The 12,987-nt window shown below is 45.7% G+C and carries 12 protein-coding genes and 1 other RNA gene; 3 read left to right on the top strand and 10 right to left on the bottom strand.

Annotated features, from left to right (window positions below):
• Window positions 1-27: 27 nt before the first annotated feature.
• Together lysS and prfB are read right to left on the bottom strand one after the other, a co-directional pair.
• On the bottom strand, window positions 28-1,530 hold the full coding sequence (lysS, locus tag J8N69_RS12365; protein WP_168825944.1) for a lysine--tRNA ligase: 1,503 nt from the start codon (window positions 1,528-1,530) through the stop codon (window positions 28-30).
• 88 nt (window positions 1,531-1,618) lie between these two features.
• Window positions 1,619-2,714, bottom strand: a protein-coding gene (prfB, locus tag J8N69_RS12360) for a peptide chain release factor 2 (RefSeq protein WP_168825942.1) whose coding sequence is annotated in 2 segments (ribosomal slippage) — window positions 1,619-2,641 and window positions 2,643-2,714 — 1,095 coding nt in all. Because the reading frame shifts where the segments join, the coding sequence is not laid out codon by codon here.
• Window positions 2,715-2,858: 144 nt separating this feature from the next.
• Between prfB and J8N69_RS12355 the strand changes: the two genes are divergently transcribed.
• The 3 genes from J8N69_RS12355 (at window position 2,859) to J8N69_RS12345 (ending at window position 4,051) form a co-directional block, all read left to right on the top strand.
• Entirely contained in the window at window positions 2,859-3,158 is a 300-nt protein-coding gene (locus tag J8N69_RS12355; protein WP_168825941.1) for a cell division protein ZapA, read from the top strand.
• Between the two features lie 129 nt (window positions 3,159-3,287).
• Window positions 3,288-3,465: non-coding RNA, 6S RNA (gene ssrS / locus J8N69_RS12350), on the top strand.
• Between the two features lie 4 nt (window positions 3,466-3,469).
• Window positions 3,470-4,051 (top strand): 5-formyltetrahydrofolate cyclo-ligase, encoded by a 582-nt coding sequence (locus J8N69_RS12345; protein WP_168825940.1) that lies wholly within the window; start codon window positions 3,470-3,472, stop codon window positions 4,049-4,051.
• A 15-nt stretch (window positions 4,052-4,066) separates the two neighbouring features.
• On the opposite strand, the gene traF (J8N69_RS12340) is transcribed toward J8N69_RS12345, so the two are convergent.
• The 8 genes from traF (J8N69_RS12340) to astE form a co-directional block, all read right to left on the bottom strand.
• Complete coding sequence (gene traF, locus J8N69_RS12340) at window positions 4,067-5,518, bottom strand: conjugal transfer protein TraF (protein ID WP_168825939.1); 1,452 nt, start codon at window positions 5,516-5,518, stop codon at window positions 4,067-4,069.
• 116 nt (window positions 5,519-5,634) lie between these two features.
• Window positions 5,635-6,927 (bottom strand): conjugal transfer protein TraF, encoded by a 1,293-nt coding sequence (gene traF / locus J8N69_RS12335; RefSeq protein WP_168825938.1) that lies wholly within the window; start codon window positions 6,925-6,927, stop codon window positions 5,635-5,637.
• Between the two features lie 336 nt (window positions 6,928-7,263).
• Complete coding sequence (kdsB, locus tag J8N69_RS12330; RefSeq protein WP_211085087.1) at window positions 7,264-8,064, bottom strand: 3-deoxy-manno-octulosonate cytidylyltransferase; 801 nt, start codon at window positions 8,062-8,064, stop codon at window positions 7,264-7,266.
• The gene (locus J8N69_RS12325) at window positions 8,064-8,645 is read right to left on the bottom strand and encodes a KdsC family phosphatase (RefSeq protein WP_168825937.1); all 582 of its coding nucleotides are present in this window, start codon (window positions 8,643-8,645) and stop codon (window positions 8,064-8,066) included. Before J8N69_RS12325 ends, kdsB begins: the two co-directional genes overlap by 1 nt.
• A 3-nt stretch (window positions 8,646-8,648) precedes the next feature.
• Window positions 8,649-9,515, bottom strand: a complete 867-nt coding sequence (kdsA, locus tag J8N69_RS12320; protein WP_168825936.1) for a 3-deoxy-8-phosphooctulonate synthase — start codon at window positions 9,513-9,515, stop codon at window positions 8,649-8,651.
• Between the two features lie 71 nt (window positions 9,516-9,586).
• On the bottom strand, window positions 9,587-10,573 hold the full coding sequence (locus tag J8N69_RS12315; RefSeq protein ID WP_168825935.1) for a KpsF/GutQ family sugar-phosphate isomerase: 987 nt from the start codon (window positions 10,571-10,573) through the stop codon (window positions 9,587-9,589).
• Window positions 10,574-10,688: 115 nt separating this feature from the next.
• Window positions 10,689-11,672: a zinc ABC transporter substrate-binding protein ZnuA gene (gene znuA, locus J8N69_RS12310; RefSeq protein WP_168825933.1), complete on the bottom strand. Its 984-nt coding sequence runs from the start codon at window positions 11,670-11,672 to the stop codon at window positions 10,689-10,691.
• Between the two features lie 169 nt (window positions 11,673-11,841).
• Window positions 11,842-12,858, bottom strand: a complete 1,017-nt coding sequence (gene astE, locus J8N69_RS12305; protein ID WP_168825931.1) for a succinylglutamate desuccinylase — start codon at window positions 12,856-12,858, stop codon at window positions 11,842-11,844.
• Between the last annotated feature and the right edge of the window lie 129 nt (window positions 12,859-12,987).

Here is a 12,987-nt window from a genome sequence, read left to right as displayed (position 1 = left end):
TATTACGTTTTTCTATGCGGCCTAAGATTAATCTTGTGGGCGCATATGTGGAAACAAGAGTACGTCGCGGATCGACGGCGCATCAGTGAACAACATCACCAAACGGTCGATACCGATACCTTCACCCGCGGTGGGTGGTAGGCCGTATTCTAAGGCGTTGATGTAGTCGGCATCGTAATGCATGGCTTCATCGTCACCCGCGTCTTTTTCGGCAACTTGGCGCATGAAACGCTCAGCTTGGTCTTCTGGATCGTTAAGCTCCGAGAAACCATTAGCGATTTCACGACCACCCACGAAGAATTCAAAACGGTCGGTAATGAAGTCGTTGTTGTCGCTGCGACGCGCCAGTGGCGATACTTCCGCTGGGTATTCGGTAATAAAAGTCGGTTGATCTAATTTGTGCTCAGCCGTTTCTTCGAAGATTTCCGTCCAAAGTTTGCCCAAGCCCCAAATAGGCTTCACATCGATTTTTAGTTTTTTCGCTACCGCGGTTGCGCTTTCTAGGGTTTCTAGATCGGCTGTGGTCAATTCTGGATTGTAGTGCAAAATCGAATCCAGCATGCTCATGCGAACAAACGGCGCGCCAAAATCGTAGTCAGAACCTTGGTAAGTGACCTTAGTTGTACCCAGCACTTTTTCTGCCACGGTACGCAACATCTCTTCCGTCAGGTCCATTAGATCCTTGTAATCGGCGTACGCTTGGTAGAATTCGATCATGGTGAATTCTGGATTGTGACGCGTCGAAGTACCTTCGTTACGGAAGTTACGATTGATCTCGAACACGCGTTCAAAGCCACCGACCACCAAACGCTTCAAGTAAAGCTCTGGCGCGATACGCAAGTACATGCTCATGTCCATGGCATTATGATGCGTCACGAACGGGCGTGCAGAGGCACCACCAGGAATAGTCTGTAACATCGGTGTTTCCACTTCCATGAAACGGCGATCTTCTAGGAAGCGACGAATCGTAGAGATGATTTTTGAACGCATTTGGAAGGTCTCACGAGACTCTTCGTTGACGATCAAATCCACATAACGCTGGCGATAACGCATTTCCATGTCAGACAAACCGTGATGCTTGTCTGGCAGCGGACGTAGTGATTTGGTTAGCAATTGTGCTTCTTGCATGTCGATGTACAAGTCGCCTTTGCCCGATTTATGCACAGGGCCTGAAATGCCGATGATGTCGCCCAAATCCCACGTTTTTTGATCGGCCAATAATTCTGGGCTCAAGGCTTTACGGTTAACGTACGCTTGGATTTGCCCCGTCATGTCTTGTAGCAACATGAAGGCACCACGGTTACGAATAATACGACCCGCAATGCTGACTTTATGGTCTTTCTCTTCTAACTCGGCTTTTTCTAGTTCGCCGAATTCTGCTTGAAGGTCTGCGGCATAAGCGTTTGGACGAAACGTATTTGGGTAAGCATTACGTTCAGCGCGAATCGCGGCTAATTTACCGCGGCGTTCTGCGACTAAGCGGTTGTCGTCGGATTGTACTGTGGATTCTGTGCTGTTTTCGTTAGCCATGATTTGCTATTGCTCTTAAATGTTAAAAAGTGGTCATTGTTCAAAAATAGTTAAAAACGTGCATTCTGCTTCGTGACAGGCTGCGGTGTTACAAGCCTTGCTTCAAACTCGCCACGATAAACTGATCTAAATTGCCATCCAGCACAGCACCCGTATTGGACGTTTCTACACCCGTACGTAAATCCTTGATACGCGATGCATCCAATACGTAAGAGCGAATCTGACTGCCCCAACCGATATCAGATTTGCTGTCTTCTAGGGCTTGCGCCGCTTCGTTACGTTTCATCATTTCAAATTCGTACAATTTGGCACGCAGTTGTTTCATCGCAAAATCACGGTTAGCGTGTTGTGAGCGCTGATTCTGACACTGCACCACGATGCCCGTAGGAACGTGGGTAATACGCACCGCCGAGTCGGTGGTGTTAACGTGCTGACCACCGGCACCAGAGGAGCGGTAAGTGTCAGTACGAATGTCCGCAGGATTGATCTCAATGTCCACGTTATCATCCACTTCTGGCGACACAAACACGGAAGCAAACGAAGTATGACGACGATTGCCAGAATCAAATGGCGACTTACGCACCAGACGATGGACACCCGTTTCAGTACGCAACCAACCAAAAGCGTATTCGCCTTCAAAACGAATGGTCGCGGATTTGATCCCCGCCACATCGCCCGCAGAGACTTCCATCAGCTCGACATTAAAGCCTTTGTCTTCACCCCAGCGTAAATACATGCGCAATAGAATGTTGGCCCAATCCTGAGCTTCGGTGCCGCCGGAACCAGACTGAATGTCCAAGAAAGCGCTGTTTTCATCCATTTCTTTGGAAAACATGCGACGAAACTCTAACTTGGCTAATAAGGCTTCTAGGGCTTCTAGCTCAAGTTCAACCGCTTCTACGGATTCTGCGTCGTTTTCTTCTACGGCAATGTCCAACAGCTCTTTAGAATCGCTTAAACCCGATTCCATGCTGTCTAGGGTTTCAACAACAGCTTCAAGCGCAGCACGCTCTTTGCCGAGTTTTTGGGCGTATTCTGGATCGTTCCAAATAGCGGGGTCTTCCAGTTCACGGTTAACTTCCTCTAAGCGTTCTTTCTTTGACTCATAGTCAAAGATACCCCCGAAGGGTTAAAGCACGAGCAGAAAGGTCTTTTATCTTAGAAAGTATCGGGTTTATTTCCATATTGGCGTCAATTTGCTATAAACAGTGTGAATTAAAGTAATCCGGAATTGTAACGAATTTACTCGCAGCATAAAATGCCATTCGCTACCCAATGATGGAAAAACAGACCATTTTTTGTGGGCCTTGCTATCAAATGGAGTCAATATGGATAAGCCAACCGTCTCAGTCGCCATACTGGGACAAAATTATAAGATAAATTGCCCTAAAGGGCATGAAGCCGATTTAAAAGAAGCCGCTGAGTATTTAAACAATCAAATGCACGAAATCAAAGCCAGCGGAAAAATTGTCGGCGTAGAAAAAATAGCCGTGCTTGCGGCGTTGAATATTACTCACGATATGCTGAATAATCGAAAATACGCCCGTGCTAACGAGCAACAGTTGCGAGAACTGACCTCACAGCTTGATGCGGCATTAACCCATGAAACAAAATTGGTTAATGACTAATCAGCCATGGTTGATTCTTTGATCTACTTTTTTGATTGCAAGCGTAGAACACGAATTTTCTTCATTCACGGCAGAAAACGAATGGGGCTATTGAGTGATTTCTCTGTTGAGTTACTTTATACTGGCATTCGTTTCCTGGGTTGTTCGAAGCGGCTTAACGCCCTTGAGCCTATGAGTAATACCCCGGAAAGAGCCTGCTGGTTTGGTGTGCATGTCCGTGCGTCGGAAAGCCTAAAGAATCACAGTTCTTTCCACCTTGAACCACTGGGTTCAAGGCCAATAGCCGAAACGGCAACTTGGGAAACTCTTTTATGACCTCTCATCTCGACCCTAGACAAACCCTGCGTCGCCAATTACGTCAAAGCAGAAGAAACTTATCCGCCGACGAACAGCTTATTGCGGCGACCGAGCTGTTATCTTGCTTCAAACAACAACTCAGTCATGCCATCGAGAACACCCAACGTATTGCTTTGTACCTAAGCAATGACGGTGAAATATCGCCTCATCTCTTATGTGAGTATTTTTGGCAAAACGACATTGAAACGTATCTCCCCGTTGTACAAGACAAACAACTCACCTTTGCCCGCTACACCGCAGAGACCGTCTGGCAAGAAAACATTTTTGGCATTAAAGAACCATTAACAGCAGATTATTTATCTGGCGATGAGCTGGATATCGTCTTGTTGCCTTTGGTTGGATTTGATTCTAAAGGTGGACGCCTTGGCATGGGTGGTGGCTTTTACGACAGAACCTTTGCCGACAAAAGAGCGGATAAATCACCGCGCTTGATTGGTATGGCGCACGATTGCCAAGAAGTAAAAAGCCTTCCAGTAGAAGGCTGGGACGTGCCGTTACAAGCGGTGATCACGCCAACTCAGCTTATTCTGGTTTAACCAAGGCTGGTTGATTTAAAAAGCAAAGCTATAGCCAACTGAGAAAAATGCACCACTATTGCCATTGTCATTCTCTGCTGCGTAGGCCACATCGAAATCTAAACGTCGATAAAACGTTAGCCCTGCTGTTAAGTAATTTAACTCATTACCCACTAGGTTTCTTCGATAGCCTACTCGCATACCAGGCAATATCCAGTTATCACTAAAATACGACAGAGACACGACAGCCCACTGATATTCATCCCCTAACGGATCCGCTATGGCATTCACATCATAAGACCCGGCCAAAGAGAAATGCTGGTCTTTACTTTTAATCGCTGCGTCCACTGTCATTTGGGCTTCCATTCTATAGGTTTCCCTTAACGACAACGCGCCTTTGTTGGCAAAGCGAATCGCCGCATGACAGCTGGTTAAGTCCGCACCAGATAATCCAGCACAATTGCCGAGTACTTTATAATCAAAGGTTGGTTCGTTCACGTTGGCGATAGAAGCGCCTAACTGGTAATTCCGCGCCGCCAAAATAAGCCCTAGATCTAATGATACTCCCGATGAAATTTCGTCTCGGCTTAAAAAAAAGTCGCCATAAGACACACTAGAATCTTCATCTTCTGTCAGAACGGTGAGCTTTTGATCTAACGCCAGCTTATGAAAATTCAACCTTCCGCCCAGAATAAGCGCACTATACTCAGATCGTGACACCATTTCGCTGTAGCCGACACTAAAGCGCAAGTCTGATGCTCTTTTTAAATAAACGGCGGTATCGGTTTCAAGGTTAACGTCACTAATGTCAACACTGTCGATATCATTTGCATCGTCTAAACCTTCTAAATCCTCCAACCCCGTCAATGTTAAATTATCGGCCAATATACTCGCACGCCCAACAAGAGAAGCGCTGGCATCAAGTGTAAAAACCCCACGACGTCGAGTTTTATAAATAATAGGCAAAAAAGGTGCTTGCACCGTGGTGGCAAATTTCAAATAGGTAGTATTGCTAATGTCTGTAATCACCTCGTCCGCCGAAACAAGAGTGCTGTCAATATCAGCCAGTACGTCCGCAACAGCATCGACAACATATTGGTTCGCTGCGGCTTCTGCCGCCACTGTGTCTCCGCTCGAATCAAACTCTGCTTGATAAGCATCTTGGGCACCAGTCTCAATGGCATCCAAATCAACACCTGAAGTAAAGTCTTCATCAAAGATAGCTTCAAGGTCATCCACTCTATCGTTCAAACCATTAATACCACCACCTTCAACGGCGATGCCTAACGGGCCCAAAAAGTTCACCCGAAAGCCTTGCAGATTTGCCATCAAATAAGAAGACGCAGGGTTACCTGACGCCGTCGACAGCGCATGGCGATTACCATAATTTCCCAATACCGTACTAGAGCCAATCGGCTGGTAAATATTCATTGATGCCATTGCACTAGAAGATAGCCCAAGAGCAAAAACCGCCAAATATTTTTTCATATGTTGCTCATATCAATCACTGCCACTTTAATCTGGCCAAAAAGCGTAAAACCCGCCCATAAAAAAAGCCGAAAACCTTATAAGGTTATCGGCCTTCTTTAGAAATTCTTTACACTTTAGAAAGCAGTATCATAACTGATTGAGAAATAAGCACTGCGAGGTAACTCATCTCCCTCTTCGTCTTCAACTGTTTCTAAAGCCACTGCCAAATCGATATTCAGGCGCTTTAAAATCGTCAAACCAAAAGTGCCATAACTTAACTCAGTACCCGCCATATTTTGACGGTAACCAACTCGAAGACCCGGAAGGAAGTGTGAGTCGCCATAGTAAGACACAGACGCTGCTGCCCATTGGTATTCATCACCTACCGCGTCTTTTACGGCATTAGTGTCGTAAGACAGACCCAAAGTCACTTGCTTACCTTTAGTAGAAACGGCTGCATCGATTGTGGTTTGCATTTCCATCACGTATTTACTGCCAGACGCATCAAGCTTACCAGCAGAGATCAAATTTGCTGCCGCATCACAGCTTTCGGTGCCACACGTGCTATTAATCGGTGCGCCATCAAATTCCGGCTCGTTGATATTGGCAAAGGTCACGCCTACTTGATAATAGTTCGATACCCACACCGCACCCAAATCAAGACCAATCCCCGTACTGCTGACCGCATCATCAGAGATAGCATCGGAAGCTGCGTCATCGGCGTTATCACTGTCATCATTTAAGGAGACCAAAGCGCGACCCAAAGAAATGTCATGCAGGTTGGCCTTTACCCCACCAATCAACATACCATGAGAATTTTCCCACATGGCCTGACTGTAACCAAAACCAATTTTTAAATCTGTTGCGGTTTGAGCATAAAAAGACGTATCTGTTTCCAGCTCATCTGTGGCGGTATTAGCGGTAATATCATCTGCAATAACATTGGCACGCACCACCCCTGAAAGGCTGGCATCTATCATGAAGGCGCCCTTGTTTTTCGTTTTGTAAATCAATGGCATAAAGGGCACTTGCATGCTTAATGAGGTTTTAATATACGCGGTATCACCAATACCCTTTAAAATCTCATTGGCCTTATCTGCCTCAGCTTGCAGTTCTGTGGGAGTCGAAGACGAATAATCCGCGTCTAAAATGTCTTCTATTTCCTCCGCGCGATCCCCCAAGTCACTCACATCACCCATTTCGACCCCCACACCAAGCGGGCCTAGAATACCAAAACGGAAGTTGTCGTCATCTTCTTGATTCACCATCAAAAAAGGCGACGCGGGGTTACCATGCACCGTTGATAACGCTCTAATATTTGGCGCATTACTCAGGGTAAAACTAGAACCAACAGGATGATTGACCGGCATCGCAGCCATTACAGCGCTACTTAACAAACTAGTGGAGACAATGACAAGCTTTTTCATGATTCAATCCTTCATAAATCAAAGTGAAGACAAAATGATAAAACGTATTTGTTGCAGTAAGAATAAGTGTAAACCCATTTTTTACACATTTCATGCAAAAACAGGACACTTTTCATACATGAAAATCGTTATCAATAATATGAAAGGTTAAAAACATATGAAAAAATGCTGGATTAAGACAAAAAACCCATGATAAACGCATAAAAGATATATCTAAAATGAAATTAGAATGTATTTTATGCAAGCAATACAAACAAAAAAAACCGCACCATTTTTATGATTGCGGCTTTTTAATCAAGTAAACAGTCCATTACTCGTCTGATATAGAGAGAAAAATTACGCCAAAGACAGCTGATAACGAAGCTTTTCCAAATCGTCTAATGTGTCCACTCCATGAGTCGGTAAACCATCAGCCAAGGCCACTTGCACTTTAATACCTTGATGCAAGAAACGTAGTTGTTCAAGCTTTTCCCAGCGCTCTAACGGCGACATAGGTAAATCAGCGTATCGCGCCAATAAACTAGCGCGGTAGACATACAAGCCAATGTGACGCAGTGCCGGAAAATCGGCTGGAAGCAAGCCCGTACGATTGACATTATTAGCAAAGCCGTCTCTGTCCCATGGCATAGGCGCACGGCTAAAATACAGCGCGCGCTGCTTCTCATCGCACACCACCTTCACCACATTAGGGTTAAAAAAGTCTTCGACCTGATCAATCACACAAGCAACCGTCGCCATTTCTGCTTCTTCATCTTGGCTTAATGCAATCACACTGGAGTGAATCAGCTTAACAGGTAAAAAGGGCTCATCACCTTGCACGTTAACCACAATTTCATCGCCTTTCCAGCCCATTTTCGCGGCAACTTCCGCCAGACGCTCGGTGCCATTTTCATGGTCATCCCGCGTCATCACCACGGGCGCACCAAAGGCCAATGCGGCTTTTTCGATAATCTCATGGTCAGTGGCCACCGTGACCGATTGCGCACCCGCTTTTAGCGCTAACTCGTAAACCCATTGCAAAACGGGCTTACCGCCTAAATCGGCCATTAATTTTTGCGGAAAACGCTGAGAGGCGTATCGAGCGGGGATAACAATGTGGAAGTCAGGTAATTCGCTCATCTTGGCAGAATCAGTCATTATTTTTCGAACTCCGGTTTTTGCGCCAATTCATAGGCTTGCTCCAACGACATGCGAGACGCCAACACCATGTCCGCCACTTCTCTTGCCACCCCTTCACCTGCCGTTTTACTGAGTATAATAGGACAATGGCGCTGCAATAAAACATGCGCATCCGCTGGGCACAAGGCAACGCCAACCTTGGGCATGACTTGAAGATCTATCACATCATCGCCCACATACGCCGCTTCGTCTGGAGTAATACCCAAGCGTTCAATTAATTCGTCAAAGGCGGCAGCCTTGTTATGACAGCCGGGATAAAAGTGCTCGACTTTTAGTTCTTTCATCCGCTGCCTTAATGGAGCAGAGTCTTTCGCGGTAATCACCGCGACCTGAACCCCCCATTTGGGTAACAGCTTCATCGCCACACCGTCTTTAACGTTAAAGCGTTTTATGGTTTCGCCTTGTTCGGTATAGAGCAAGCGACCATCGGTCAAAACACCATCTACGTCAAAAACCACCAATTTCAAGACTTGCAATTTAGCCAACAAGCCTTGATCGCTATCCAGCGCAGGATAAGAAGAAAGAAAAGCTGTATCCATTTATTAAGCGCTCGTGTCCAATACTTCGAAGGTTTTCACTAACTCATCAAGCTGCTTCATTTGCTTCAGGAAAGGTGCCAATTTACCCAAAGGTAGAGCGCATGGGCCATCGCATTTAGCATTATCAGGATCGGGGTGCGTTTCTAAGAACAAGCTAGACAAGCCAAGCGACATACCCGCGCGCGCCAATTCGGTCACTTGTGCACGACGGCCATCGGCAGAATCTTCACGGCCACCCGGACGCTGTAAAGAGTGAGTAACGTCGAACATTACTGGGTAGCCAAATTTTTTCATTTCGCCAAAGCCCAGCATGTCGACCACCAAGTTGTTGTAACCCATCATGGTGCCGCGTTCACAAAGCATCAAATTGCTGTTACCCGCTTCTTCGCATTTGGTCAGAATATGCTTCATTTCATGAGGGGCTAAAAACTGCGCTTTTTTGATATTAATTACTGCGCCTGTCTTGGCCATCGCAATCACTAAGTCTGTTTGGCGCGATAGGAAAGCAGGCAATTGGATCACATCTGCGACTTCAGCCACTGGCGCGCACTGATAAGCTTCGTGCACATCGGTAATCACTGGCACGCCAAAGGTGTCTTTGATCTCTTGTAAAATTTTCAAGCCTTCTTCCATGCCAGGGCCACGGAAAGAGTTAATAGAAGAACGATTCGCTTTATCGAAAGAGCCTTTAAACACATAAGGAATCCCCAAGGCGTCGGTGACTTTCACATGCTCTTCTGCCACTCGCATGGCTAGGTCACGGGACTCTAATACGTTCACACCACTGAACAAAACAAAAGGAAGGTGATTGGCAAGTTCAATTTTGTGACCAATTTTAATGATTTTTGATGCTTGAGATGACTGCGTCATGAGAACTCCATTGTTAATCTAGTTTGCTCACTCTAAACAAGTCTAAAGCGGCGTAAAATGAGTAGAAGCGTTTATCGATCGTAAATTTCCAATATGCCAGTTAGCGTTTGCGTGTTGTCCACCACCACCAGCAAGGTGATTTTATCCCGTAGCATTTGTTCTTCAGCTTGCACTATCATCACATTTTCATTGATAGTCTTAGGGTTCGGCGTCATCAAGCTTGCCATGGTTTTATGTATCATGCCTTCGCTTTCTTTTAACATGGCTCGACGTAAGTCACCATCGGTAAAGATTCCCAGTAACTTACCTGCGTCTTGAATCAATACCACCCCCATTCTGCCATGAGTCATCACAGAAATAGCGTCTTTTAAGGTGGTGTCTGGCGTACAGATAGGCAGATTGTCTTTGTGCATCAGGTCTTTAACGCGAGTTAATAACTTACGACCTAAGCTTCCACCCGGGTGAAAACGCGCAAAGTCTTGTGGCTGGAAATTACGACACTCCATCAACGCCACGGCCAACGCATCGCCCATGGCGGTGGTCATAGTTGTCGATGTAGTTGGGGCAAGGTTATTGGGGCAGGTTTCTTTGTCGATAGACAGATCCAGCACGCAATCACAGTGCTTCGCCAAGGTAGAATCAATGTTTCCTACCATGGCAATACTCGGATTACCGAAACTTTTTAGCGAAGGCAATAAGCGCATCAGCTCTTCGGTTTCACCAGAGAAGCTAATCAACACCAAAACGTCTTCCGGCTGAATCATGCCTAAATCACCATGAAAAGCCTCACCAGGGTGAAGGAAGAAACTCGGCGTTCCCGTCGAAGCCAATGTCGCGGCGATTTTTTTGCCTATCAAGCCGGATTTTCCCATACCACAAATAATCGTACGGCCCTTGCTGGCCAGAATCATTCGAACGGCTTTGGGGAATTCTTCGGTTACTTGACTGGCTAAATTCGCTAGAGCTTGAGCTTGGGTCGATAAAGTGCGTCGAGCGCTCTCAAGAAGGAGATAAGAGTCGGTACTCGAATCGGCACTCAAATTAATTGGATCGCTCATAAAGCCTCGCTGCTCAATGCAATAATCATAAAGTGGCATTATTATACAGAGGAGGAAGCAGGTCGCCTACCAAAGAGCAAATTTTCGTCATTTGCTCTTTGGTCGCGAGAAAGCATTATCTTAAGCAGCTAAGGAATTGGCCGCTCAAATTGTCTAAAAATGCAAAGTAAGCATTGCTGCCCATCTTCACTTCGCCACCCAATGGGTCCAAAGACGCTGTTTTTACGTTAGAGCCTTCCAGCAAGGTAGTCACGATAGCGGGACTAAATTGCGGCTCACTGAACACACACTGCACTTTGTGCTCTTCAATTTCACGACGAATTTCAGCGACTTTTTTCGCACCCGGCTTACGTTCTGGGCTAACGGTAATTTCACCCGCATTTTGCAAGCCATAATGCTGTTCAAAATAGCTATAGCCGTCATGAAACACAATATAAGGTACGGTATTTACCTTATTCAACGCTTGACGTATTTCGGCATCTTTAGCACTAAGCCCTTTTTCAAAGGCCGCTAAATTACCTTGATAATACGCCGCATTTGCCGAATCTAAAGAAGCCAAACGCACTGTCACCGCTTTTGCTAACACTAAAGCATTATCTGGCGAAAGCCATACATGCGGGTCAATACCGGTATGATCGTGACCTTCATGGTCGTCATGATGTTCGCCAGCATGGGCTGCGTGCTCGTCATGATGTTCGCCAGCATGGGCTGCGTGCTCGTCATGATGTTCGCCAGCATGAGGTTCATGGTCGTCGTGCTCTTGAGCAAAGTTATGCAGCTTCATACCTTCTAGCGCCAACCACTCAATGGAAGATTTTTCTTTGCCAGCATTCTCAAGCGGCTTTTCCAAAAAACCTTCTAACGACTCGCCTACCCAAACCACGGTATCGGCATTAATGATTTTCTTTAAATCTGAAGGACGCATCGCAAAATCATGAGGCGATGCGGTGCTCGAGACAATTTGTTGGATCTCTGCCTTATCGCCCGCAATCGCAGCGACAATCATAGAAACAGGCTTAACACTGGTCGCTATAACGGGTTTGGCCAAAGCCAAGGGTGACAACACAGAAACACCCAACGCAAAAAACACCTTATTCATTATTTAACACCTTTTAAATACGTTATAACGTAACAATACGATATAAAAAAAAGAGATTCAAGGGGGCAGCCTGAATCTCCTATCGGTATTATTAAAAAAACACCCTAACACTCATTTTAACATCTCAACGTCTCGTAGCAGCTAAACCAATAACCAAAACCAATAGCCGCTAAACCAGCGACAAGTCCTCGGCGGCAATAGCACGTACCACTAAACCCGCTCGCTGCCCAATAGGAAGATTGGTGTTAGGAAATACAATCGCATCGCCATTTTGCTTTATCCGATACTCGCTTTTTAAAGAGTGAGCCAATTGATAACCCGCTTCAAATTGGGTGAAGTTACTGGCGTTAGGGGCAATGTTCAGTTGATAGCTGTCGTCATCTTTAACCAAGGCGTCCTGCACAGAAAACACACGCAATGCAGACAATGGGGTCTGAGCGAATTGCGCTTTTTCGATCAACAAAAGTAAAGCCTTTTCCAATTCACTAAAGCGCGACACATCGTTTTTTCCAAATGGATGAACCTTGCCCAGCTCGACGGTAAAAGCATGTGCCGCATGCACTGCATGACTGTAATAAGAAAACGTGGTGGTCGACTGATGAGACAGCAACACCGCCTCTATCCCGCTAGCCGCCAGAAAACCCAACTGCTGTTTGTTATAAACAGCCTTTTCGACAAAAGGATAAATCACAAACTTTTCATGCACTGAACCCCGAATAGCAGTATGCAGGTCATAATGTAAGCGTATTTGTTCGCTATCGGCTGGCGACAAAGCGTAAAAATCACTGACGGCTTTTTCAAGACGCTGGGCTCTTTTTGCCTCAAAGCCCTCATAATGCTGCCAAGCACCGTTAAATAATCGATTCAAATTGACATCACAAAAACGTTGCGCCGCATTTGCCGCCACGGGATTACCAATAATCACCAATAGACGAACTCCTAAAGTCACCTTATTGGTCAAAATATCACTGACCAACTGATTAACTAACTCAATTGGACCCGTTTCATTACCATGGATACCCACTGATAATACCAAGCTAACCGCACTCGCTTGCTTGGGCTCAAGTCGTAAAATACCAGTCTCTTCAACAAACCCCACTCCGCTAGAAAAAGACACTTGAAATGGCGTAATACTCTCTGGGTTTGCCAGCGTTAAAGCCAAAAAATCATGGTTTAAAATGGTCATTTTCTCTACCTAATGAAGCTGAAAAATAAACTTTCATCATACTGCTTTTTTGCAAAAGATGATTCGCAATCTACGCACCTGTGCACAAAACCAAAAAACAGGTCGCTTTTTTTAAAATAACCCAACAAG

This window comes from Marinomonas profundi, from assembly GCF_020694005.1.
In the GTDB taxonomy this organism is placed as follows: Bacteria; Pseudomonadota; Gammaproteobacteria; order Pseudomonadales; family Marinomonadaceae; genus Marinomonas; species Marinomonas profundi.
Note: the sequence above shows the minus strand (reverse complement) of the source record. Positions and strands in the feature narration are given on the sequence as shown.

Excerpts from the sequence above, each read along its gene's own strand:
- lysS (WP_168825944.1), bottom strand. The coding sequence starts at position 1,530 with ATGGCTAACGAAAACAGCACAGAATCCACAGTACAATCCGACGACAAC.
- J8N69_RS12355 (WP_168825941.1), top strand. The coding sequence starts at position 2,859 with ATGGATAAGCCAACCGTCTCAGTCGCCATACTGGGACAAAATTATAAG.
- J8N69_RS12345 (WP_168825940.1), top strand. The coding sequence starts at position 3,470 with ATGACCTCTCATCTCGACCCTAGACAAACCCTGCGTCGCCAATTACGT.
- traF (WP_168825939.1), bottom strand. The coding sequence starts at position 5,518 with ATGAAAAAATATTTGGCGGTTTTTGCTCTTGGGCTATCTTCTAGTGCA.
- traF (WP_168825938.1), bottom strand. The coding sequence starts at position 6,927 with ATGAAAAAGCTTGTCATTGTCTCCACTAGTTTGTTAAGTAGCGCTGTA.
- kdsB (WP_211085087.1), bottom strand. The coding sequence starts at position 8,064 with ATGACTGATTCTGCCAAGATGAGCGAATTACCTGACTTCCACATTGTT.
- J8N69_RS12325 (WP_168825937.1), bottom strand. The coding sequence starts at position 8,645 with ATGGATACAGCTTTTCTTTCTTCTTATCCTGCGCTGGATAGCGATCAA.
- kdsA (WP_168825936.1), bottom strand. The coding sequence starts at position 9,515 with ATGACGCAGTCATCTCAAGCATCAAAAATCATTAAAATTGGTCACAAA.
- J8N69_RS12315 (WP_168825935.1), bottom strand. The coding sequence starts at position 10,573 with ATGAGCGATCCAATTAATTTGAGTGCCGATTCGAGTACCGACTCTTAT.
- znuA (WP_168825933.1), bottom strand. The coding sequence starts at position 11,672 with ATGAATAAGGTGTTTTTTGCGTTGGGTGTTTCTGTGTTGTCACCCTTG.
- astE (WP_168825931.1), bottom strand. The coding sequence starts at position 12,858 with ATGACCATTTTAAACCATGATTTTTTGGCTTTAACGCTGGCAAACCCA.